General features: G+C 60.9%; 20 protein-coding genes and 2 pseudogenes. 14 read left to right on the top strand and 8 right to left on the bottom strand.

What is annotated here, in order from left to right; genetic code table 11:
• Window positions 1-163: 163 nt before the first annotated feature.
• From PH552_RS24695 to PH552_RS24680, 4 genes are all read right to left on the bottom strand, one after another.
• Window positions 164-448 (bottom strand): YciI family protein, encoded by a 285-nt coding sequence (locus PH552_RS24695; protein ID WP_183764867.1) that lies wholly within the window; start codon window positions 446-448, stop codon window positions 164-166.
• Entirely contained in the window at window positions 449-1,093 is a 645-nt protein-coding gene (locus PH552_RS24690; protein ID WP_183764864.1) for an aminotransferase class IV family protein, read from the bottom strand.
• Window positions 1,078-2,238, bottom strand: a complete 1,161-nt coding sequence (locus PH552_RS24685) for an aminodeoxychorismate synthase component I (RefSeq protein WP_113249996.1) — start codon at window positions 2,236-2,238, stop codon at window positions 1,078-1,080. Before PH552_RS24685 ends, PH552_RS24690 begins: the two co-directional genes overlap by 16 nt.
• A 174-nt stretch (window positions 2,239-2,412) precedes the next feature.
• Entirely contained in the window at window positions 2,413-4,257 is a 1,845-nt protein-coding gene (locus PH552_RS24680) for a M3 family oligoendopeptidase (protein ID WP_145644489.1), read from the bottom strand.
• A gap of 220 nt (window positions 4,258-4,477) precedes the next feature.
• Here PH552_RS24680 and PH552_RS24675 point away from each other — a divergent pair.
• The 6 genes and pseudogenes from PH552_RS24675 to PH552_RS24655 form a co-directional block, all read left to right on the top strand.
• Window positions 4,478-5,729, top strand: a pseudogene (locus tag PH552_RS24675) (sigma-54-dependent transcriptional regulator); the annotation flags it as partial.
• A 116-nt stretch (window positions 5,730-5,845) separates the two neighbouring features.
• A pseudogene (locus PH552_RS33840) lies at window positions 5,846-6,058 on the top strand (helix-turn-helix domain-containing protein); the annotation flags it as partial.
• A 175-nt stretch (window positions 6,059-6,233) separates the two neighbouring features.
• A complete protein-coding gene (locus PH552_RS24670) occupies window positions 6,234-8,186 on the top strand; it encodes a peptidoglycan L,D-endopeptidase MepK (protein ID WP_145644490.1) in 1,953 nt (650 codons plus the stop codon).
• 217 nt (window positions 8,187-8,403) lie between these two features.
• Complete coding sequence (locus PH552_RS24665; protein ID WP_113249993.1) at window positions 8,404-9,021, top strand: glycosyltransferase family 29 protein; 618 nt, start codon at window positions 8,404-8,406, stop codon at window positions 9,019-9,021.
• Window positions 9,022-9,140: 119 nt separating this feature from the next.
• A complete protein-coding gene (locus PH552_RS24660) occupies window positions 9,141-9,983 on the top strand; it encodes a glycosyltransferase family 25 protein (RefSeq protein WP_183764861.1) in 843 nt (280 codons plus the stop codon).
• Between the two features lie 11 nt (window positions 9,984-9,994).
• Window positions 9,995-10,696, top strand: a complete 702-nt coding sequence (locus PH552_RS24655; protein ID WP_113249992.1) for a polysaccharide deacetylase family protein — start codon at window positions 9,995-9,997, stop codon at window positions 10,694-10,696.
• Window positions 10,697-10,726: 30 nt separating this feature from the next.
• Here PH552_RS24655 and PH552_RS24650 read toward each other — a convergent pair whose 3' ends face one another.
• Window positions 10,727-10,996: a hypothetical protein gene (locus PH552_RS24650; protein WP_112343342.1), complete on the bottom strand. Its 270-nt coding sequence runs from the start codon at window positions 10,994-10,996 to the stop codon at window positions 10,727-10,729.
• Between the two features lie 331 nt (window positions 10,997-11,327).
• Here PH552_RS24650 and PH552_RS24645 point away from each other — a divergent pair, with 331 nt between their 5' ends.
• The 4 genes from PH552_RS24645 to PH552_RS24630 all read left to right on the top strand — a co-directional run bounded on the left by PH552_RS24645 (window position 11,328) and on the right by PH552_RS24630 (window position 16,125).
• A complete protein-coding gene (locus PH552_RS24645; RefSeq protein ID WP_145644494.1) occupies window positions 11,328-12,590 on the top strand; it encodes a flavin monoamine oxidase family protein in 1,263 nt (420 codons plus the stop codon).
• Between the two features lie 191 nt (window positions 12,591-12,781).
• Window positions 12,782-13,879: a branched-chain amino acid aminotransferase gene (locus PH552_RS24640; RefSeq protein WP_113249990.1), complete on the top strand. Its 1,098-nt coding sequence runs from the start codon at window positions 12,782-12,784 to the stop codon at window positions 13,877-13,879.
• A 202-nt stretch (window positions 13,880-14,081) separates the two neighbouring features.
• Entirely contained in the window at window positions 14,082-15,005 is a 924-nt protein-coding gene (locus PH552_RS24635) for an NAD(P)-dependent oxidoreductase (protein ID WP_145644496.1), read from the top strand.
• A gap of 67 nt (window positions 15,006-15,072) precedes the next feature.
• Window positions 15,073-16,125, top strand: a complete 1,053-nt coding sequence (locus PH552_RS24630) for an NAD(P)H-dependent flavin oxidoreductase (protein ID WP_113249988.1) — start codon at window positions 15,073-15,075, stop codon at window positions 16,123-16,125.
• A 67-nt stretch (window positions 16,126-16,192) separates the two neighbouring features.
• Here the strand turns inward: PH552_RS24630 and PH552_RS24625 are convergent, their stop codons facing one another.
• The 3 genes from PH552_RS24625 to PH552_RS24615 form a co-directional block, all read right to left on the bottom strand.
• Window positions 16,193-16,444: a DUF2312 domain-containing protein gene (locus tag PH552_RS24625; protein WP_069613239.1), complete on the bottom strand. Its 252-nt coding sequence runs from the start codon at window positions 16,442-16,444 to the stop codon at window positions 16,193-16,195.
• A gap of 172 nt (window positions 16,445-16,616) precedes the next feature.
• Window positions 16,617-16,922 carry a DUF1244 domain-containing protein gene (locus PH552_RS24620; protein ID WP_112343347.1) on the bottom strand — a complete coding sequence of 102 codons (306 nt, stop codon included), beginning with the start codon at window positions 16,920-16,922 and terminating at the stop codon, window positions 16,617-16,619.
• Window positions 16,923-16,949: 27 nt separating this feature from the next.
• The gene (locus tag PH552_RS24615) at window positions 16,950-17,747 is read right to left on the bottom strand and encodes an N-formylglutamate amidohydrolase (protein ID WP_145644498.1); all 798 of its coding nucleotides are present in this window, start codon (window positions 17,745-17,747) and stop codon (window positions 16,950-16,952) included.
• Window positions 17,748-17,951: 204 nt separating this feature from the next.
• Between PH552_RS24615 and PH552_RS24610 the strand changes: the two genes are divergently transcribed.
• From PH552_RS24610 to PH552_RS24595, 4 genes are all read left to right on the top strand, one after another.
• Window positions 17,952-18,440, top strand: a complete 489-nt coding sequence (locus PH552_RS24610) for a DUF1036 domain-containing protein (RefSeq protein WP_112343349.1) — start codon at window positions 17,952-17,954, stop codon at window positions 18,438-18,440.
• On the top strand, window positions 18,440-19,879 hold the full coding sequence (pyk, locus tag PH552_RS24605) for a pyruvate kinase (protein ID WP_112343350.1): 1,440 nt from the start codon (window positions 18,440-18,442) through the stop codon (window positions 19,877-19,879). Before PH552_RS24610 ends, pyk begins: the two co-directional genes overlap by 1 nt.
• Window positions 19,880-20,003: 124 nt before the next feature.
• Window positions 20,004-20,885 (top strand): NAD(P)-dependent oxidoreductase, encoded by an 882-nt coding sequence (locus tag PH552_RS24600; protein WP_145644499.1) that lies wholly within the window; start codon window positions 20,004-20,006, stop codon window positions 20,883-20,885.
• Window positions 20,886-21,438: 553 nt separating this feature from the next.
• The gene (locus PH552_RS24595) at window positions 21,439-22,074 is read left to right on the top strand and encodes a LysE family translocator (protein ID WP_145644500.1); all 636 of its coding nucleotides are present in this window, start codon (window positions 21,439-21,441) and stop codon (window positions 22,072-22,074) included.

Here is a 22,074-nt window from a genome sequence, read left to right as displayed (position 1 = left end):
CGCGAGATGAGCGGCTCTAATCATAATTTGATGTCACAATAAAGAGCTGTTCAGGGTTAGCCGGGCAAAGTCAAGAAGGCCAACATACACGCCATATGCGACGAGTTTGTTGCCTTCAAGGTTTGTTTTTACTGACCTATGGGAAATGCAGCGCCGGCCGCGCTCAGCCTTTCAAGGCTTCCAGGTCATCGGTAACGGTGGTCAGCGCGATTTCCTGGATCTCATAGACGGCGATGCCATGAATGGTGAAGGGGTCGGCTGCAGCATAGGCCTCCAGTTCGGTACGCTCGCCGCGGGCGAAGATGACGCCGCCGGTGCGCGGCACCTTGCGGCCGGAGGCCAAAAACCATCCCTTGGCATAGCCTTCCTTCACCCAGGCCATGTGCGGCTCCATATACCTGTCAGCTTCGTCATTGCCCTTGAGATAGGTGAGTGAGAGGATGAACATTCAATCATTCCATAGGAGTTGCGCGCGGATCAGGCCGCGCAGGGAGTTTCCGACGTAAAGGGTATGGTCTTTAAGGTCGTCGACGCGGATGCGGCCGACGCGGGCCTTGCGCTGGCAGATGAGTTCCGTGCGCAAGACGCCGGCAAGCAGTCCGGCGGAAATCGGCGGAGTGCGCAGCGCGTCCGGACCATCCTCGATGAAGACCGAGGTGATCGTGCCCTCGCACAACTCGCCCTTCTCATTGAGCAGCAGCACCTCGTCTGCTTCGTCAGGCCGATATTCCGCGCGCGCTGCCTCATAAACTGCGCGGCGCGTGGTTTTGACGCGCAGCAGCTTGTCGGCGGAATCGAGCCGGGTTGCGGCAATGCGGACCCGCCAGACGGTGTCGGGTGGCAGCGGGACAAAGGGGGCCGTCGTCACTGCCGTCTGGCCTTCACGATCCAGCGTCAACCGAACCCTCAAAGGCACAGCGGTACCGGCAATCGCCTGTTCCAGTTTTCCGAGCACGTTCTTCGGAGCTGAAAAGCCGAGGCGGCGGGCGGAGCGCTGCAGGCGGGCGAGATGCAGGCGCAGGCGAACGAAGCCGGTTTCCGGCTCGTAGCGCAGCGTCTCGATCAGGGAAAAATCCTCTACCGGTCGATCCATCGGTCCCCCACGGCAAAGCGCGCCTTGAGGAGGCATTCCTCATATTCCGCTTCCGCCGTCGAATCGAAGACGATGCCTCCGCCGACATTGAACACCGCGCGGCCGTCTTCGAAAAGCGTGATCGTGCGGATCGCCACCGAAAAACGCATGGCACCACCAGGCGAGATCATGCCGATCGCGCCGCAATAGGCGTCGCGCGGGCTGCCTTCGAGGTCGTGCAGGATTTCCATCGCCCGCATTTTCGGCGCGCCGGTGATCGAGCCGCAGGGAAAAAGTGCTGCGAGGATATCGCGAATGGTGATGCCGGGAAGCAGCTTCGCCTGCACATGGCTGACCATCTGGTGCAGCGTGGGATAGGTCTCGATTTCGAAAAGCTTGGGAACGTCCAGCGTGCCGACTTCGGTGATGCGCGAGATATCGTTGCGAAGCAAGTCGACGATCATGCGGTTTTCGGCCTGCGTCTTCTCGTCGGCGAGCATGGCGGCGATGATCTCGTCGTCATCGGCGGCATCCTTGCCGCGCTTGGCCGTGCCCTTCATCGGATGCGTCTCGATCCAGCCATCCTCGTCCGTGCGGAAGAAAAGCTCCGGCGAGCGCGACAGGATGATCGGCCCGCCGAGATCGACGAGCGCGCCGTATTTCACCGGCTGCCGTTCGATCAGCGACCAAAAGGCAGCGCGCGGATCGCCGTTCCAGCGGGCACGGATCGGCATGGTGAGGTTTGCCTGATAGCAATCGCCCTGACGCAGATGCCAATGCAGCCTGTCGAAGCGCTCCTTATATATCTCGAAATTCCAGCCGGCCTTCGGCTCTGTGAGAAACTCCTGGTTTTCCGGGCGCTGCGCCGGCTGACCGAGTGGATGGCCGTCGGCGGCCGGCGCATCGAAAACGCCGAAACATAGCAGCGGTGTTTCCCTGTTTTCCTCGGCGAAGGATGCGAGTTTTTCCTCGAAGAGATGCCCGGCCTCGTAGGCCATGTAGCCGGCCAGCCATTTTCCCTCTTGCCTGGCCCTTTCCATGCGATCCAGCGCATCGAAAAACTGCACGCGCGTATGGGCCATGATGACCTCGGCCGGTTCGGCGAAGATCATCACCTGTCCTGTGCTGTCGTCCCTGAAGAGGACGTAGGGTATGGCATCGGCCATGCGCGGATTTCGATCCAGTCTTTGTTCAGTGATCCCGAGGCATGATTGCATATGCCGTTACGCTTGGCCTCTCACCCCAACTCTCTCCCCGCATCGGCGGGGTGAGGGGCCAAGCGCAAAGCTTCGGCAACAGCGAAGATGCCTGGCCTGCTTTTCCTTAGAGCAGACGGGATTTCAGTTCTTATCTAGCGCTTCCAGCTCGTCGATCAGCCCTTCGATCATCGACAGTCCCTTGCTCCAGAACGACGGATCGGTCGCGTCGAGGCCGAAGGGCTTCAGCAGTTCGGAGTGGTGCTTGGTGCCGCCGGCCTTCAGGAGCTCGAAATACTTGTCCTGGAAACCCTTTTCGGCGTTTTGGTAGACGGCATAGAGCGAGTTCACCAGGCAATCGCCAAAGGCATAGGCGTAGACGTAGAAGGGCGAGTGGATGAAATGGGGGATATAGGCCCAGTAGGTCTCGTAGCCCTCGGAAATCTTGATCGCCGGGCCTAAGCTCTCTGCCTGTACCGAGAGCCACAGCTCGCCGATATTGTCCGATGTCAGCTCGCCATTCTTGCGGGCAGTATGAACCTTGCGCTCGAATTCGTAGAAGGCGATCTGGCGGACGACCGTATTGATCATGTCCTCGACCTTCTGGGCGAGCATGGCCTTGCGTTCGCGCTTGTCGGTGGTCCTGTCAAGGAGCGCGCGGAAGGTCAGCATCTCGCCGAAGACCGAGGCGGTTTCCGCGAGCGTCAGCGGCGTCTGGCACATCAGCGCGCCCTGGCCGCCGGCCAGCACCTGGTGCACGCCATGGCCAAGCTCGTGCGCCAGCGTCATGACATCGCGCGGCTTGCCCATATAGTTGACAAGAACATAAGGGTGGGCCGAAGGGACCGTCGGATGGGCAAAAGCGCCCGGCGCCTTGCCCGGGCGCACCGGCGCGTCGATCCATTCCTCGTCGAAGAAGCGCTTGGCAATGGCGGCCATTTCCGGCGCGAAACTGCCATAGGCGGAAAGAACCGTGTCTTTCGCTTCGGTCCAGGGGATCAGGGCGTTGGGCGTCTCCGGCAGCGGTGCATTGCGGTCCCAGAAGTTCATCTGGTCCATGCCGAGCCACTTGGCTTTCATCTTGTAATAGCGATGCGAGAGGCGCGGATAGGCCTCGCGCACGGCCGCCGCCAGCGCATCCACCACCTCGCGCTCGACGCGGTTGGCCAGATGCCTGCTGTCGGCGATATCCTCGAAGCCGCGCCAGCGATCGGCGATTTCCTTGTCCTTGGCGAGCGTATTAGTGATGAGCGTGAAAGTGCGCAAATTGGCCTTGAAGGTTTCGGCAAGCGCCATGGCGGCCTTGCGGCGTATCTCCGGATCCTGCTCCTGCAGCATATTCAAGGCGACTTCCAGTGGCTGCTTCTCGCCGTCGATCTCGAAGCGCAGTTCCGCCATCGTTTCGTCGAACAGGCGGTTGAAGGCGGCGGCACTCGTCATGGATTTTTCCAGGAACAGCTGTTCCAGCTTGTCGTCGAGCTGATGGGGCTTGTCCTTGCGCAGGTCGACGATCCACGGGCGATAGTGGCCGGCGGCGGGGTCGTTCGCCATGCAGGCGTCCATCACCGCATCGTCGATACGGTTGAGTTCCAGCGCGAAGAACAGGAGATGCGAGGAGTAGTCCGTCAGCTTAGCCTGGACATCGCCATAGAGCTTGCCGTTGGCCGGATCGGCCGTATTGGAGAAATAGGTGAGCCCGGCATACGAGCCGAGGCGGCCCATGATGTCGTCAAGCGCTTCATACTCCTTGAGGGCCGCGCCGATACCGGCATCGCCCGATTTGGCGGCGGCATCGGTAAGCTTTCCCTTCCACTTTTCCTCGAAGGCGACGGCCATCTTGCCCGCCCTTTCCATGTCATTGAGGAAGGCCGGCGAGGTCGCGGACGGATAGAGGTCGCTGAGTTTCCAGGCTGGCAGGTCGCCAAGCGCTTGTCCGACGGCCTGGCTTGCGGAAAAGTTAAGGGATCGATGGAGCGAGGTCGGGCTCATGGGCGATATTTCCTCTGCTTTTATTTTTCGGAACGTCCGGTCCGTTCGTGTCTAATCGGCCGAAAAGCATGCTGCAAGGCCTGATTTCCTTGCATTGGCGCTTGAAACATAAGCGATATTACATTCGTCATAATGATTAAAATGCGATGATTTGGCAAAACTTCATGTTCAAGCCTTTCTGCGAGTGTTCGCTTCAGGTTTCGCATGAAGTGAGGCACCAATGACCGTTTACAATAGCGCCAAGGGGGGCGCGCAGATTCTCGTTGTTGAGGATGATCCGATTCAACGCCGTCTGCTGAAGAATGCCATCGAGCGGCACGGACACGTCGCTCATTTGGCAGAGAATGGCCGTCTCGGCCTCGAAGTTTTGAAGCGCAGCAGCGATCAGATCAATGTGATCGTGCTCGATCTCATGATGCCGGAAATGAACGGCATCGAGTTCCTGGGCGCCCTGAACGATATGGGCATCGATCTGCCCGTGATCGTTCAGACGGGGCAGGGCGGCATCGATACCGTGGTGCAGGCCATGCGGGCCGGCGCCTTCGATTTCGTCGTCAAGCCGGTATCGCCGGAGCGTATCGCGGCGTCGATCGCCAATGCGCTGAAGCTGGACCAGCGCGAGGCCAAGGCCCGCGCCGGGCGCAAGTCGCGCTCGAGCAGCATCACTTTCGACGATATCGTCTCGGCAAGCCCGGCGATGATGCGTGTGATCGACCTTGCCCATCGCGCGGCGCAATCGAATATTCCCGTGGTACTGGAAGGCGAATCCGGCGTCGGCAAGGAACTGGTCGCGCGCGCCATCCAGGCAGCCAGCGACCGTGCCGGCAAGCCGTTCGTGACGGTCAACTGCGGCGCCATTCCGCACAATCTGGTCGAAAGCATCCTTTTCGGTCATGAGAAGGGCGCCTTTACGGGTGCTGCGGAGCGCCATGTCGGCAAGTTCATGGAGGCCGATGGCGGCACGCTATTCCTCGACGAGATCGGCGATCTGCCGCTTGATGTCCAGGTCAAGCTGCTGCGCGCCGTTCAGCAGGGCGAAATCGAGACCGTCGGCGCGCGCGTCGCGCAGAAGGTCAATGTCCGGCTGATCTCGGCGACCAACAAGGATCTGATCGAAGAGGTCAAGGCAGGGCGGTTCCGCGAGGATCTCTATTATCGCCTCAACGTCTTCCCGATCACCATGCCGGCATTGCGACGCCGCAAGGAAGATATTCCCCATCTGGCACGCGCCTTCGCTGACCGATTCGCGCTCGAGCAGAAGCTCGACCATCCGCTCGGAATCAGCAACGACGCTCTTGCGCTGCTGACGGCCTATGATTGGCCGGGCAATATCCGCCAGCTCGAAAACGCGATCTTCCGCGCCGTCGTTCTGTCTGAAGGGCCCGAACTGCGCGATACGGATTTCCCGCAGATCGCCGCGCAGTTGCCCGGCTACTTCGCCGCCGAGCACCCGACGTTAGTTGTGGATAATTCGCAGGCGCACGCGGCGGATAACATTGCAACGGAGAGAGCGGAACGGGCCGCACGCCCCCTTCTTCAGGCTGCGGCTGCAACCTCTTCTCTTCCGGGCGGCGATGCTTCCGAGAGCGCTTCCGACAATGTCATCGTCAGCACCAATACATCGGGCGATGTCAGAAAACTGGCGGATGTCGAGGAAGAACTCATCCGATTTGCCTTGAAATTCTATCGCGGACAGATGAGTCAAGTGGCGAGAAAGCTCGGGATCGGCCGCTCAACTCTCTACCGAAAGTTGAAGGACTACGGCATAGACCCGGATGACCCGCAAAAAAACGCCGCATGAGTGGTGATTTAACGTTTAGGCAAGCATATTTTGTTACCCGTCGTAAAGCACTTGTTAGTGCATCGTTCACCATGTATGAAGAGGGCGACCATGTGTGGCATTTTTGCCATCGTGTCACCGCAATTGACAGCCATTTGGAACACGATGCGACATTGTCTGTCGGACGGGGATCGAATTGCCGAATTTGAGTGGAAATACCAAGCCTAAAAGCTTGAGCTGGCATTCTGCGTGCTCTGACTTATTTCGCAAGGTGGCCAAGGTTGCAGCCGTTGGCCTCCTTGCCTTGGCCGTTTCCACCCCTGTTTTCGTCGGCACCCCTTCGCAGGCCGGCGGTGAAACCCGCAGCCTCAAGATCTATTACGTCCACACCGGCGAAAAGGCCGTCATCACCTATAAGCGTAATGGCAAGTTCGATCCGGACGGCCTGGAGAAGCTGAACCGCATCCTGCGCGACTGGCGCAAGAATCAGCCGACCAAGATGAATCCGCGCCTGTTCGATCTGATCTGGGAAGTCTACCGCGAAAGCGGTTCGCATGAATTCATCTACGTGATCTGCGGCTTCCGTTCGCCCGGCACCAATGAGATGCTGCGCACGCGCTCCGCCCATACAGGCGTTGCCAAGAAGAGCCAGCACATGCTCGGCAATGCGATGGATTTCTATATTCCAGATGTCAAGCTCACCAAGCTGCGCGAGCTTGGCATGAAGCTTCAGGTGGGCGGCGTCGGCTATTATCCGACCTCCGGCTCCCCCTTCGTCCATATGGATGTCGGCGGTGTGCGCGCCTGGCCGCGCATGGATCGCCAGGATCTTGTCCGCCTGTTCCCGGACGGCAAGACCATGCATATTCCGGCGGATGGCCGGCCGCTGCCGGGCTATCAGCAGGCAGTTGCCGACTATAAGCGCCGCATGTCGTCCGACGATATTCAGATCGCTAGCTCCTCGTCGCCGCGCCGCGGCTTCTTTGCCCGCCTGTTTGGCGGCGGCGGTGCGGATGAGGAAGAGGACAATGCGGAAAGTGGCACGGCGGCAGCGCCGGTGGCCGTGGCTTCGGCAACGCGTAAGGGTCAGCCGGCTCCGGTTGCGAGCGATGATGGTGACGATAGCGCCGCTCCGGTCCAAACTCCCGCTCAGGTTCAGGTTGCGAGCGTAAACGCTCCCGTTCCGCAGGTTCGTCCGGCCTTTGGCAATCAGCCTGCCGGCAGCGATGTTGCGTCCGCCCTTGTCTCGCCGTCGCGTAACGCCGCGCAGGACGCGCTTGCGGCGGCAATGCCGAACACGGACGATCAGCCGCAATATGCCGATCTTCGCTCCTATCACGTGCCCGTTCCGGCCTTGCTCGATCGGCGTGCGCCTGGCGATGCCGAGCTGGCCTCGGCCGAGGCTGATATGAAGGGCCAGGTCGCTTCCGTACCGGTGCCGGCACAACGCCCCGAACTTGCTGAAAACCTTTTGGCGTCCACTGACGCGGATCAGGAAGCGCTCGACGATCAGGCCGATGTCGCCGCCCTTTCGCCTTCGGTCGTCGCCGCCCTCGAGCAGAGCCGTCCCGATCGGTCCGATGCGACTGCTGCGGTTACCCCGCCGCTTAATGATGTTGCCTCGAAAGATCAGATTGCGCCGGTCAGTGACGGGGCAGCGGGCGGGAACGGTGCCGCTCAGGCTATCGCGTCGGTCCTGCCGCAGCAGCGACCTGCGCAGCAGATGCCGATGCAGGTGGCGGCGCTCGCGCCGATCCGCAACGAGGTCAAGGCCAGCAGCCGTCGCTTCAACGACAGCTTCGATACTGTGACGCCGCAGGAACGTCCGATTGCCGCCGGCATAGCAACCAAGGGCTCGCGGCCGAGTAAACAGGATGCGGTAGAGGCCGATGCTGGCCGCGCTACCGTGACGACCGCGCCGACGCTGACGGAGAAGATGATTTCGCAGTGGGCGATCGCAAAGGCCCGCGTCGAGATCGTCAATCGCCCCGTCAAGGCGCCACGTTTCGTCAGCGCGACGCTGCGTGCCCAGCCGACCGCCGTCTACACGGATGGCTTCAAGATGCAGACGGCATCGATCGATCCGGAGCGTTTCAGCGGTTCCGCCGTGAACTTCCTTCAGGTGAAGAAGTTCAATTCGGTCGAATAGGCTGAGATTCCTATTCTATGCAGTCCTCGCGGAGCCGCTTGGGCTCCCTTTGCATATGGCGGGTGCAGCTGAGATACAGTGCTGTTGCTCACAGGTGACACCGCATCCGCTTTCAGGTTCAAGTCAGCTTTTATTCATCCTGGCCTCACGCTTCATTCAGCGTCGTTTCATTCAGCCGGATTAGGGCGGCAGTCTTTCCAAGGCTGGATATCCGCGTTTGAATCGAAAGACAGCAATCATCATCGGCAATGGCAAGCTGCCGCGCGATCTCTCGGAGATCGTGGACAGAGCGGATTTTACAATGCGCTTCAACGAGCCGAAGGCGTCGATCGGCATGAGCGGATCGCGCACCGATATTCTCATGCTCGCAACCTCCAGCAAGCCGATGCAACGCCGGCTGACGGATCCGGCCTTCCTGGCCAGCGCCACCTTCAGGGCCGCAAAGGAGGTCGTGCTTGCCTACCATCCCGTCATCATCGGCAAATATCACCCCAAGCCCAACTTCCTTTCGCGCCTGAAAGGCAGGAGAAGCGACTGGACGATGCGGACGATCGAACTCGTCGGCGCTGCCGGCAAGGAGATCCGCATCATGCCGCCACAATTCTATATCGAAGGCTGTGAGGAGCTTGGCGTGAGCGAATGCCGGATGCGCCAACTCTTTCCAAGCACCGGCTTTTTCGGCATCCGCTATGCCCTGTCGCGTTTGCCCGCCGACGAGTGGGATGTCAAGCTGTGCGGCTTCAGCTGGGAAGGATGGAAGCGTCATGCCTGGCTGGACGAGCGCCGCTGGGTCGACGACAAGATGGCGAGCGGGCGCATCAGCCTGCTCGTCTAACCTTCTTTCAGTTGTCGAGTCGATTGAAAACAACCGTTTTCAGTTTCGGCTCAGGTTAGCCTAAGTTCGCTTTCATTCACGGTTGCTAGAGCCTCGCGAAAAGGACCGAGGTACTCTTAATGCAAACCCACGAATTCAACCCGTCTTCGGCGCTGCCGCTCGAAAGATCTCATGCGGGATTCGAGTTCGATCATGCGCCCAATCCCGCCGACGCCAGACTGGAAGAAGCCAAGCAGCCCGTCATTCGCGGCTTTATCATTCATCTGGAGCGCGCCCGTGACCGCATGCCCCAGGTCGAGCGGCTTGCAGCCAGACTGCCGGTGCCAAGCGAGGTCATCGAAGCGGTCGATGGGCGCACTCTGACGGATAGCGCGGTCGAGCGCGTCTATCGCCGCCGACTGCAGAAGCCGTATTATCCCTTCGAAATGAGCATGGGGGAAATCGCCTGCTTCCTGTCGCATCGCAAAGCATGGGCCGCCATTGTCGAGCAGGGTATCGATGCTGGCCTCGTCTTCGAGGACGACGTCGAGATCGATGATGCGTTCCGGGCTGCCTTTGCCGCAGCCAAAACTTGCCTGAAGCCCGGTTCGTTCATTCGTTTTCCATTCCGCATGGGCAGGGAGCATGGCAAGTGCGTTCTCTCCGAGGGCGGGACCAATGTCATCCAGCCGATCCGGATCGGTCTCGGCATGGTGGCCCAGCTCGTCAGCCGCGATGCGGCTATCCGCCTGCTGGAGGCGACATCGGTTTTTGATCGCCCCGTGGATACGACCGTGCAGATGAGCTGGTTGACCCGCGTATCTCCGCTGGCGGTCCTGCCAGGCGGTGTACACGAGATTTCTCCGCAGCTTGGCGGCAGTACCATCAAAAGCGACAGGACGTTGGCGGAACGGCTTTCCCGAGAGGTGTTGCGGCCACTCTATCGCGCGAAAATTGCCCTTCGTTCGCGCCGCTTCATCTGAGACGCCATATCGTGACCGTTCCAATTCTCGCTTATCATCAGATTGCGGTGCCGCCGTCGCGCAAGGCGCCGTATAGAAGCATGGTCGTTCATCCCGAAGCCTTCCATCGTCAGATGGAGTGGCTGAAAAGGCTTGGCATTCAGGGCATGACGCTGCGTGAGGCAATGCCCTACGTCCGGGGAGAAAAATCCGGCAGGGTCGCCGCCATCACCTTCGACGACAGCTATGCCAATGTTTACGAGAATGCATTGCCGGTGTTGCAGGAGTTCGGCTTCACGGCCACGAATTTCGTGGTGGTGAACCAGATCGGCGGCAGCAATGTCTGGGATACGCCCATCGGCGTGGCGCATGCGCCCTGCATGTCGGTCGAACAATTGCGCCACTGGCACAGCCTGGGGCACGAGGTAGGATCGCACACGCTCGATCATGTACGCCTCCCGCGATTGCCGATGGAAGAGGCACGGCGCCAGATCACGCATTCGCGCGAGCTGCTGGAAGACCTGCTCGACGAGGGCATCTCGTCCTTCTGCTTTCCCTATGGTGACGAAACGCCGCTCGATCGCGTATTGACCTATGAGGCGGGCTATAGCGCCGCAACGACGACCCGGCGCGGCCGCGCGCGGTCGGCCGACGATCCGTTCGGTTTGCCGCGAGCGACCATCCGGCGCAACGACAGCTGGATGCATTTCGTCAAAAAATGCATCCTCGGATAACGGGCGGTCGCCAATTCACGGCGGCACCGGTCATGGCTGCTTTTCCGGTGCAGGAGCGCGATCCGCAATGGTCTGCCCATTGTGATCGGTGAGCGTGATGGGGCTGCCGACATGGTTTCTCATCGGCGTGGCCGGTGGCATGAGGGTCCATGTGAAATAGGCGATCAGGCCACAGACACCGAACAGAAAGACGGTGAGAATGGCCGGAAAGGACCATTCTTTCGTGAACATCGGTGTCTGCGGGTGAGGCTTGAACGTGGCGCGGCGGCCGGCGGCCGTCTTATTGAGCTGTGTCGGCATCATTGCCTCCAAAACTAGGCGTCCAGGCGGATTGGGAGCCGAGATATTTCAATGCGACGGCGCACGGGATGCGCACCAGCCATTGCCTTGTTGCGAAGACCCGCTTGCGCATGATCTCTCTCCATTGTCTGCCTGGATGAAGCACGTACGACATTCGCCGTTTCAGCTCAATGCGGCAATTTGGTATGGGCAACCGTGCCCGTTTACATGCTGTGTCGAGGTCGGCTACAGATGAGCGATGAGGCCTGCGCTGGCGGATTGGCGGGCCTCCCATCGTCTATTATCGTGCGCGGCGGATCGCTCTCCGGTGCATGCGCGCAAAGGAATTGGAATGCCCATCGAGTCCTGGAAAGGCGGCGAGGTCGACGTTGCCGTGATCGGTGCCGGAGCCGCAGGTGTGGGCGCTGCCCGGCAATTGCAGCGGCTTCGTCCGGATCTCTCTATCCTGTTGCTGGAAGCCTCCGATCGCGTCGGCGGTCGCGCGCGCACGGTCCATCCGTCCGGTGTGGGTGGAACCGCGCTCGACCTCGGCTGCGGCTGGCTGCATGGCGCGCGTACCAATGCCTGGACCGGAATCGCCGAAGAAGTCGGCCTGACCGTCGATCGCACGCCCGCGCCCTGGAGCGATGGCGGGCATCGGCTCGAGCAAGACGATCCCGGGGTAAAGGCCGCGGGCGCCGCCGTGAACGGATTTTTCGGACGCGCCTATGCTTATGAAGGCGAAGATGATGCGGATCTTTCGACCCTGGTGGCACCGGACGATCCTTGGAGTGAACGGATCCATGCCGTCGGCGCGTTCATGACCGGAGGAGAGCTCGACAAGTCCTCGGTGATCGACCTTGGCCGCTATGATCCCGGTCCTGGCCCGGATTGGCGGGTGCGGCAGGGCTACGGAACGCTGGTTGCGACCTATGGCCTGCCCGTGCCGACCGTCCTTGGCGTCGAGGTCGGTCACATCGACCATAGCGGCGCCGCCCACATCGTGCTTTCCACGAGCAAGGGCGAGCTGCGGGTAAAGACCGTCATCGTCACCGTCTCCACCAATGTCCTGGCGGCCGAACGCATCGCCTTCTGGCCGCATTTGCCGGAGAAGATCGAGGCCGCATCGCGTCTGCCGCTCGGCCTGGCCAACAAGCTTTTCATTCGCATTGCCGAGCCGGATATGTTTCCGGAGGATACGCATGTCATGGGATCGCAGCACAATCGCCGAACAGGTGCCTACCAGCTGAGGCCGTTCGGCGCGCCTGTGATCGAAGCCTATTTTGCCGGTGATCTTGCGCTTGATCTGGAACGGCAAGGCATGGAGGCGATGTTTGCTTTTTCAGTGGAACAGCTGAAGCGCGTCTTCGGTTCGGATGTCGGCGCAACATTGTCGCCCCTTATCAGGTCCGCCTGGGCGGGCGAACCCTTCGTCGGCGGGTCCTATTCCTACGCGACGCCCGGCGCGTCCGATCTTCGCGGGGTATTGGCCGCCGCCCGCGATAATCGGTTGTTCTTTGCCGGGGAAGCCTGTTCGAGGGCGCGATACTCGACGGCGCATGGTGCCTACGAGACCGGGGCGGCGGCCGCCGAAGCGGTTGCGAAAGCGCTGTGACAGGAGGTTGGTATGAGGGGCGCGCCGGCTGGGGAAGGGAAATGACGATTTGCCTCATAAATTTCTGAAAATCACTCTTAAACTTGCGCAGGAACAGGCGTAAACGCAATCAAATACCACCCGATTTGATTTAAACCATCCTTCGGGAGATGGGCGGCGAAAACCGCGATAAAAGAAGCATTGGAGGAGCCATGAGCAACGGCGACACGTTAACCTTCGCCATCGAGAAAAATCCGAATCCTGCAACGGCCAGCGAGCGCGAAGCGCTGCTGCAAAATCCGGGTTTCGGTCGCATCTTCACCGATCATATGGCGACCATCCGCTATTCGCAGGACCGGGGCTGGCACAGCGCCAAGATTGAGGCGCGCAAGGCGCTGCCTCTCGATCCAGCGACCGTGGCGCTTCATTATGCGCAGGAAATCTTCGAAGGCATGAAGGCCTACCACCTGCCCGATGGTGGGGCAGCCCTCTTCCGTCCGAGCGCCAACGCACGGCGTTTCCAGAATTCGGCCGAGCGGCTGGCCATGCCGCGCTTGCCGGAAGAGCTCTTCGTCGAGTCCGTTCGCGAGCTGGTCAAGATCGATCGCGAATGGATCCCGACTGCGGAAGGTTCGTCGCTCTATCTCCGGCCGTTCCTGATCGGCACGGAAGTCGCTCTCGGCACAAAGCCATCGGCAGAATACATCTACTGCGTCATTGCTTCCCCGGTCGCCTCCTTTTTCAAGGGCGGTGGATCGGCTGTCACGCTCTGGGTCTCGGAGAATTTCACCCGCGCGGCTCCTGGCGGCACGGGTGCGGCCAAGTGCGGCGGCAATTATGCGGCAAGCCTTGCCGCATTGGCCGAAGGTCAGCGCGAAGGCTGCGATCAGGTCGTCTTCCTCGATGCCGTCGAAAAGCGCTGGATCGAGGAGCTTGGTGGCATGAACGTCTTCTTCGTCTTCGATGATGGATCTCTGCAGACGCCGCCGCTGACCGGCACGATCCTGCCGGGCATCACGCGCGATTCGCTGATCAAGCTCGGGCGCGACATGGGCCTGACTGTCCGCGAAGAGCCCTATTCGATCGAGCAGTGGCAGGCCGATGCCGAGAGCGGGCGCCTGCGCGAATCCTTCGCTTGCGGCACGGCGGCTGTCGTGACGCCGATCGGCAAGGTCAAGGGCCGCAAACATAGCTTCATCATTGGCGATGGCAATGCCGGCGTGACGACACAGCGCCTGAAGGCCGCGCTGACCGATATCCAGTTCGGCCGGGCGCCGGATAAGAATGAGTGGCTGGACCGCCTGTTCTAAGCGGACCATGAACCGATACCCGGCGGGAAAGGCATATGAGCTCTCCCGTCGGCTCTGACACAAGAACGGTTCAGCTTTTCGTAAAATATCTGAACCGCTCAATCTCTTTGTTTCACGCAATTCCGGACGGAAAACAGCTGCGCACTTTTCCTGGAATTGCTCCAGAGATCGCATCGTCACCCGAAACATCGGAGTTGTTGTGATGACCAGCGTCAGCGAACGTTCCGGCGGTGAGCCGGGCGAGGAGATCGGTTTTGTCGGCCTTGGCGTCATGGGCCAGCCGATGGCTCTCAATCTTGCAAAATCAGGCACTAGGCTGGTGGTCTGGAACCGCTCTGCGGCAGCGGCCGATCCGTTGCGCGAGGCGAATGCCGCGGTGGCGGCGAGTGCCGAGGAGGTGTTTGCGCGCACGCGCGTCGTCATTCTGATGCTCGTCAACGAAACGGTGCTGGATGAGGTCCTGCAGCGCGGGACGCCGGGCTTTGCCAAGCTGGTCATCGGGCATGTCGTGGTTTCGATGGGAAGCAATTCGCCGGGCTATTCGCGTGGGCTTGCCGCCGATATTCTCGCCGCCGGCGGGCGCTATGTCGAGGCGCCGGTTTCGGGCTCGCGCAAGCCTGCAGAGACGGCGCAGCTCGTCGCGATGCTCGGCGGCGACGCGGAGACGGTCGCCGAAGTGCGACCGCTGCTTGCGCCCATGTGCCGCGAAACGATCCTCTGCGGTCCCATCGGCAATGCGCTGCTGATGAAACTGACAGTCAATCTCTATCTTTGCACGATGCTGGCGGGGTTGGCCGAGGCGGCGCATTTTGCCGAGAGAAACGGGCTCGATCTCACCACCTTCCAGGCCGCGATCGATTCCGGTCCCATGGCGAGCGACCTGACACGCGTGAAAATTCCGAAGCTCATCGCCAGGGATTTTTCAGTGCAGGCCGCAACCGCCGATGCGTTCAACAGCACAAACATGATCGCCCAGGCGGCGCACGCCGCCGGCATGGCGTCGCCAGTTCTCGATCTCTGCCGCACGCTCTATGGAGAAAGCGTGGACCTCGGCAACGGACGGCTCGATATGATGTCTGTGATTGCCGCCATCGAGGCTCGCACATCGGCCCTCGACCGATCCTAGGAAAGCGCTGTGCCGGCACCTATGTTGCATTGAGACGGAAACAGACACTGCCGAAAGGAAGACGGATATGCCGGCTGCTGCGGACCACAATCTCTTTCGCCAACTCGGTTTGAAGCACCCGCTGATCGTTGCGCCGATGGCGGGCGGTCCCTCATCGGTGGAGCTTGTGGCGGCTGCGTCGGCTGCAGGAGCGCTCGGTGCCATGGGGGGCGCCTATTCCAATGCCGCTGCCATCGAGGCCTTTGCGGATCAGGTGCGCCAGCGAACCGATCGTCCGTTTTCGATCAATCTTTTCATTCCGCATTCGATTCCCGAAGTTGCGGCCGATCGGCTTGAGCGCGCAGTGGCGGCGACCGCCCGGTACAGACAGGAACTGGAGCTGCCTTCGCCGCAGCTTGCGGCTCCCTATGAGGAGGATTTCGACGCGCAATTCGAAGCCGTGTTGCGCGTCAAACCGGCATGTTTCAGCTTCGTCTTCGGTCTGCTCCCCATCGACCATATCCGCGAGGCGAAAAAGGCTGGTATCCCGCTGATCGGCACGGCGACGACGCTTGAGGAGGCGAGGGCACTGGAAGACAGCGGCGTGGATGCGATCGTGCTGCAGGGCTTCGAAGCGGGCGGGCACCGCGGCATTTTCGATGCCGGGGCAGCGGATCCGGAAATCGGCATGCGCGATCTCCTGGCGCAATGCGTCGGCACCATTCGCGTGCCGCTGATTGCAGCCGGCGGTATCATGACCCCGAGCGATATCCGGGCGGCGCTGCAGGCGGGTGCGCAGGTCGTGCAGATGGGCACGGCCTTCCTTGCCTGCACGGAGGCCGGAACGTCGGCTCCCTATCGCAAGAAGCTTGTCGAAACATCGGAACGCAGGACGCGCACGACACGCGCCTTTTCGGGCCGCTTTGCGCGCGGGATCGAGAACCGCTTCATGGACGAGATGGATGGGAAGCCGGACGCCATCCTTGCCTTTCCGGCGCAGAACAAATTCACGCGGGACATACGTGCTGCGTCGACGGCGAAGGGATTGCCGGATTTCCTGTCTCTCTGGTCGGGAACCGGCAGGGGCGAGCTGTGGCAGGGGAGTGCCGCCGAATTGATCGGTCGTCTTTTCGCAGAGTGATGCGCTTAAAAAGAAAGGAGCCGGCAAACCGGCTCCCGATCGTCTCGCAAGGCTTGTGAAGCCTCGATTATTCCATGCCGAGTGCGGCCATGTAGGTCTGCAGGATGGATTCTTCTTCCAGACGTTCGTTCGCGTCCTTCTTGCGAAGGCGGATGATGGTGCGGATCGCCTTGGTGTCGTAGCCGCGGCCCTTGGCTTCGCCCATCACATCCTTGATATCGGACTGGATGGCGGCCTTTTCTTCTTCGAGGCGCTCGATGCGCTCGATGAATTGACGCAGTTCCGCCGCGGCCACGTTCTCGACGCTGTTCTCTTCCATGCACTTCTCCTAAAGGGTCTCAAAGGGTCGCTTACAGCCGGTCGCAGATGAGATCGGTCGGTCACCGATAGGGGCACATCGCTTCAGGGCTTGCGCGGGATTTCGAATTCGATCGGGCAGTTGACGTGCCGCGAATGGCGCGCAAGGTCAAGCCGGATTGGTGAAGGGAGCGTTAATCTTTTGGCTTGTTCTGCTCGAAAGCGGCTTTTTGCACAGGCGAGGCTTCTTTCTGGTGCAGGTTTTTCCAATCCTCGTAGGACATGCCGTAGATCATTTCCCGGGACTCATCCTTGCTGACGGGGAGGCCTGCCTCTTCGGCCGCTTCGCGATACCAGTTGGAGAGGCAGTTGCGGCAGAAACCGGCCAAGTTCATCAGGTCGATGTTCTGAACGTCGCTGCGTTCGCGCAAGTGTGCCACGAGGCGGCGGAAGGCGGCGGCCTCAAGCTCGGTCTCTTGTTCCTTGGTGAGCGTGGTCATCTGTTACTCCTCTGTTCGCTTGCCGGCCTAGTAGATCTCGTAAGGACCGGTGCGCGAAGGATATTGCTTATATTCATGGAGCGCCGGATCGGCGTTTATCTCCGCGAAAATCGGTGCCAGGCGATCGGCCCATTCGGCAATGCCGGCCTCGTCGCCGATCAGATCCTGCCGGACTTCCAACAGTGCATGCGGAATGCCCTTCATCATGCAATGGCGGAACATCGTGTCGTTGCGCAACGCACCGTCATACGGCTCATTGTCACCAATGACGAGATTGGTATCGGCGCCGAGCTTTGCAAGGAGCGGCGCGACGGCGCGATCGTCGTTATCCCAGAGCACGCTTGCATGCCAGGGCCGAGGAACACCCTTCCACGCCGGCGTGAAGGAGTGCAGCGACAGGATCAGAGGTGCCTTGCCCGTCGTTGTGGCCACCGCTGAAATCGTCTCGTCGACGGCTTGATGGTAGGGCCGGTGGAAGGCTTGGATGCGGTAATTCCACTCTTCATTCGTGATCGGGTGATTGCCTGGGATGATCGCCCCGTCCGAGATCTTCATGATCAGGGTCGGATCGTCCTCGCCGCGGTTCGGATCGATCAGCAGGCGGGAAAAGCCGCCGAGGACGCCAGGCACACCCAACCTCTCGCAGAGATGACGGCACAGGCTTTCGATACCGATGTCGTAGGCAATGTGGCGGGAGAAGGCGGCTTCCGGCAGGCCGAGGCTGCCATAGCGCTCAGGTAGATGCCGCATGGCGTGATCGCCAAGAATGACCATGCCTTTGTCACGATTGCCGGATATGATTTCGAATGGTCTGAAGTCGGTCATGCAGATTGTCGGTTATCGAAATTTTCAACTCTTTGTTTGATTGCATGTGCGGATGGAAGGTGCAAGGTTTGCAGCTTCGACCGGATGAGGAACGGCGCGGGGCGCCGTCACCATCCCGCGAAGAAAATATAATCGATTAGAGTTGCGTTGACATTCATGGGATGGCGGCGCAAGAAGACGCAACAACGAATAACCGGGAGCCAATTGGAAGCCGTGTCCAGCCAAGTCGCGCCACGTTTCGTTAAGCGGTCAGGTCCGCTCGCCCGAATCGCCTTCCTCATTCTCGCCGCGGCAGCGCCGTTCTTCTTCATGCCAAATGCGGCTCATGCCGACTTCCGCGTTTGCAACGGCACGCAGAATCTCGTCGGTGTCGCGATCGGCTACCGTGCGAAGGATGGCTGGGTGACGGAGGGATGGTGGCAGGTTCCGGCGACCACCTGTGCCACGCTGATCGAGGGGCCGCTTCAATCCCGCTATTATTATCTCTACGCAGAAGATGCGGCTCGCGGCGGCCGCTGGACGGGCGACGTCGAAATGTGCGTGGCGGAAAATGAATTCAAAATCCCAGGTGTGAAAGACTGCTACGCTCGTGGCTACCAAAAGATGGGATTCAAGGAATACGACACGGGGCGTCAGGCAAGCTGGATGGTTCAGCTCTCCGATACCTCGGGCAGCCAGGAAAGCCAGAATTGATGAGACGAAACCGCAAAGTCAAAATCCTCGCAACGCTCGGTCCGGCATCCTCTTCGGAGGAAATGATCCAGAAGCTCCATGAGGCCGGGGCAGATCTGTTCCGCATCAACATGAGCCATGCCAGCCATGACCTGATGCGCACGCTGATCCAGCGCATTCGCGCCGTCGAAGCCCGCTGTGGCCGCCCGATCGGAATTCTCGCCGATTTGCAGGGTCCCAAGCTGCGTGTCGGCAAGTTTGCCGAAGGCAAGGTCGATCTCAAGCCCGGCCAGACGTTTACGCTCGACAATCAGGATACGCCCGGCGACAACACGCGCGTGTTCCTGCCGCATCCGGAAATCCTGGAATCGGTTCAGCCCGGCCATCGCCTGCTGATCGATGACGGCAAGCTGGCGCTGCGTGCCGAGAAGTGCGACGGCAAGAGCATCGTCACCACGGTCATTTCGGGCACGAAGATTTCCGACCGCAAGGGCGTCAGCCTGCCCGACACGCTGCTTGGCGTCGGCGCGCTGACCGACAAGGATCGCACCGATCTCGATGCCGTTCTCGCCACCAACGAAGTCGACTGGGTGGCGCTTTCCTTCATCCAGCGTCCGGAAGACCTGACGGAAGTCCGCAAGATCTCCCATGGCCGCGTCGGCCTGATGTCGAAGATCGAGAAGCCGCAGGCCGTCGAGCGCATCGAGGAAATCATCGAGCTTTCCGACGCGCTGATGGTGGCCCGTGGCGACCTCGGCGTGGAAATGCCGCTGGAAGCCGTTCCCGGCATTCAGAAGCAGCTGATCCGCGCCTGCCGCCGCTCCGGCAAGCCGGTGGTCGTTGCCACGCAGATGCTGGAATCGATGATCTCCGCGCCGGTCCCGACCCGCGCTGAAGTGTCCGACGTCGCGACCGCCGTCTTCGAAGGCGCCGATGCCGTCATGCTGTCGGCAGAATCCGCCTCCGGCGACTATCCGGTCGAAGCCGTTTCCATGATGGCTTCGATCGCCGGCACGATCGAGCGCGAGCCGCATTATCCGGGCATCATCTATGCACAGCGTGCGCTTCCGGAAGCGACCGGCGCCGATGCGATCTCGCTCGCCGCCCGTCAGATCGCCGAGACTCTGAAGCTCGCCGCCATCGTCTGCTACACCTCGTCGGGCACGACCGGCCTGCGCGCCTCGCGCGAGCGTCCGCAGGTTCCGATCCTGGCGCTGTCGCCGATCATCCAGACGGCGCGTCGCCTGTCCGTCGTCTGGGGCATGCATTGCGTTGTTACCCACGATGCGACCGACCTCGACGACATGGTCAACAATGCCTGCCGTATCGTTGCCGAGGAAGGCTTCGGCAAGCCGGGTGACCGCATCATCATTTCGGCCGGCGTGCCGCTCGGTACGCCCGGTGCCACCAACATGCTGCGCATTGCCTATATCGGTTCGGACGGTCAGTCCGGCGTGTGATTGCCGACATCTGATTGCGGCAGCGCCTCAAACATCCGAAACCCGCTGTCGAAAGACGGCGGGTTTTTTCTTGAGCCGAAGCGCCTGCAATCCCAGGTAGGCGGATGAAGAAGGAGATATGCCAATGAAAGTCGGATTTATCGGATTGGGCCAGATGGGCAGTGCCATGGCCGTCAATCTTATCAAGGCCGGGCATGAGGTGACCGTCTACAATCGTTCGCGCGACAAGGCCGAGGCTCTGGCCGGCGAGGGCGCCAAGGTTGCGGCGACCGTGGCGGAAGCGTGCGCCGGCGAGGCAGTCTTCACCATGCTCGCACATGACGATGCGCTATCGGCCGTCGTCCATGGCGATGGCGGCGTTCTGGCAAGCCTTGGTAAGGGTGCAGTCCATATCTCTGCAAGCACAATCAGCGTGGCGATGTCCGAGCGGCTCACCAAAGAGCACACCGCGGTGGGCCAGCGCTTCGTTGCCGCGCCCGTCTTCGGCCGTCCGGACGCTGCTGCTGCGGCGAAGCTTTTCGTTGCCGCCGCGGGTGCGCCAGACGCCATCCAGTCGGTTACGCCGCTCTTCGACGCGATCGGTCAGCGGACTTTCGTCCTCGGCGAGGAGCCGAAGGCAGCCAATCTCGTCAAGGTCAGCGGCAATTTCCTCATCGCTTCGGTCATCGAGTCGCTGGGCGAGGCTATGGCGCTGGTCGAGAAGGGCGGTGTCGACCGGCATGCCTATCTCGATCTCTTGACCTCGACGCTCTTCAACGCGCCTGTCTACAAGACCTATGGCGGGCTGATCGCGGATCGCAAGTTCCAACCAGCCGGTTTCGCCGCACCGCTCGGCCAGAAGGATATCCGGCTGGCGCTCGCTGCCGGCGAGGCGCTGAACGTGCCGCTGCCATTGGCGAGCCTGCTGCGTGACCGGTTCCTCAACCTGCTGGCGCATGGCGGCGAGGAGCTGGACTGGTCGGCGATTGGCGCGCTGGCGGCGAAAGATGCGGGGTTGGTGGGGTAGTTCGGCAGCTGGGAGATTTATCCATAGCTGATCGAGTTTGCGGAGGTGCATACCCCCTCTGTCACTGCGTGACATCTCCCCCACAAGGGTAGGGGTATCGCATATGAGCGGAGATCGCCGCTGTCCCCCTTCTCCCCAGCGGGGAGAAGGTGCCGCCAGGCGGATGAGGGGGGTGCCCGCCAAGACCACTAAAATTCATGAATTCAAATAGATAACCCCCTCATCCGACCCTTCGGGCCACCTTCTCCCCGAGGGGAGAGGAGCTTATGGTGCTCGTCCGCCTCCATATGCGATAGCCCTGCCACAAGAGGGGAGATCGTTTGGAGTTTGCAGGCGCCTTTAACGATACAACGCGCTTCAGTCTCTGCGGATACAAAGTTGGTTGGAGGCGTGTCGATGCCGCGGGTCACCAATCTCCCCCCTTGTGGGGGAGATGTCGCGATAGCGACAGAGGGGGTATCATAGGTGCGGTAGACTGAAAGCCTCCGCCAAGCCCCCTTGCTAACCACCTTCCCACATGCAACCCTTGCTCATTCCAAAAGGAGGGGACTCCATGCATCTCACCACGCTGCTTGCCTTCGCCGCCGTTTCCTTCATCGGTATCGCGACGCCGGGGCCGACTGTGCTGCTGGCGCTGACCAATGGTTCGCGTTTCGGCGTCAGGCGCGCCTTGCCGGGCATGATCGGGGCCGTCCTTTCCGATGCCGTTCTGATCAGCGCCGTCGCTATCGGCCTCGGTGCCCTGCTTGCGGCTTCGGAATTCTGGTTCTCGGCGCTGAAGTGCGTGGGTGCGGCTTATCTCGCCTTTCTCGGCATCATGATGCTGCGGTCGAAGGGAAGTATCGAGGGTGCGTTGCAGGCGAGCGCGAGCCAGGCGAAGGGTACGGCCTTTGCCATCGGCCTGAAGAGTTTCATGGTCGCCGTGACCAATCCGAAGGGCTATCTCTTCTTCTCGGCCTTCCTGCCGCAGTTCATAGACCCTTCTGGGCCGCAGCTGCAGCAATATGTCGTGCTGGGCGCCGTCTTCGCCGCACTCGATTTTATGATCATGTTCGGCTACGCGGTCTTCGGTTCGCAGGCGGTCCGCGTCCTGAAGTCGGAAGGGGCTAAATGGCTGGAGCGCGCCTGTGGCGGCGCGCTGCTGGCTCTTGCCGGGTCGCTGGCGCTGTATCGTCGCGCCGTGAATTGA

Origin of the sequence: Rhizobium aureum (assembly GCF_030182495.1) — a bacterium.
GTDB lineage: Bacteria > Pseudomonadota > Alphaproteobacteria > Rhizobiales > Rhizobiaceae > Rhizobium > Rhizobium tropici_C.
Note: the sequence above shows the minus strand (reverse complement) of the source record. Positions and strands in the feature narration are given on the sequence as shown.

Bases quoted from the DNA above. Each gene is read 5' to 3' on its own strand.
- PH552_RS24615 (WP_145644498.1), bottom strand. From the start codon at position 17,747: ATGACCGACTTCAGACCATTCGAAATCATATCCGGCAATCGTGACAAA.
- PH552_RS24595 (WP_145644500.1), top strand. From the start codon at position 21,439: ATGCATCTCACCACGCTGCTTGCCTTCGCCGCCGTTTCCTTCATCGGT.
- PH552_RS24635 (WP_145644496.1), top strand. From the start codon at position 14,082: ATGACCAGCGTCAGCGAACGTTCCGGCGGTGAGCCGGGCGAGGAGATC.
- PH552_RS24625 (WP_069613239.1), bottom strand. From the start codon at position 16,444: ATGGAAGAGAACAGCGTCGAGAACGTGGCCGCGGCGGAACTGCGTCAA.
- PH552_RS24600 (WP_145644499.1), top strand. From the start codon at position 20,004: ATGAAAGTCGGATTTATCGGATTGGGCCAGATGGGCAGTGCCATGGCC.
- PH552_RS24640 (WP_113249990.1), top strand. From the start codon at position 12,782: ATGAGCAACGGCGACACGTTAACCTTCGCCATCGAGAAAAATCCGAAT.
- PH552_RS24690 (WP_183764864.1), bottom strand. From the start codon at position 1,093: ATGGATCGACCGGTAGAGGATTTTTCCCTGATCGAGACGCTGCGCTAC.
- PH552_RS24695 (WP_183764867.1), bottom strand. From the start codon at position 448: ATGTTCATCCTCTCACTCACCTATCTCAAGGGCAATGACGAAGCTGAC.
- PH552_RS24660 (WP_183764861.1), top strand. From the start codon at position 9,141: ATGCAAACCCACGAATTCAACCCGTCTTCGGCGCTGCCGCTCGAAAGA.
- pyk (WP_112343350.1), top strand. From the start codon at position 18,440: ATGAGACGAAACCGCAAAGTCAAAATCCTCGCAACGCTCGGTCCGGCA.
- PH552_RS24630 (WP_113249988.1), top strand. From the start codon at position 15,073: ATGCCGGCTGCTGCGGACCACAATCTCTTTCGCCAACTCGGTTTGAAG.
- PH552_RS24680 (WP_145644489.1), bottom strand. From the start codon at position 4,257: ATGAGCCCGACCTCGCTCCATCGATCCCTTAACTTTTCCGCAAGCCAG.
- PH552_RS24650 (WP_112343342.1), bottom strand. From the start codon at position 10,996: ATGCCGACACAGCTCAATAAGACGGCCGCCGGCCGCCGCGCCACGTTC.
- PH552_RS24620 (WP_112343347.1), bottom strand. From the start codon at position 16,922: ATGACCACGCTCACCAAGGAACAAGAGACCGAGCTTGAGGCCGCCGCC.
- PH552_RS24685 (WP_113249996.1), bottom strand. From the start codon at position 2,238: ATGGCCGATGCCATACCCTACGTCCTCTTCAGGGACGACAGCACAGGA.
- PH552_RS24645 (WP_145644494.1), top strand. From the start codon at position 11,328: ATGCCCATCGAGTCCTGGAAAGGCGGCGAGGTCGACGTTGCCGTGATC.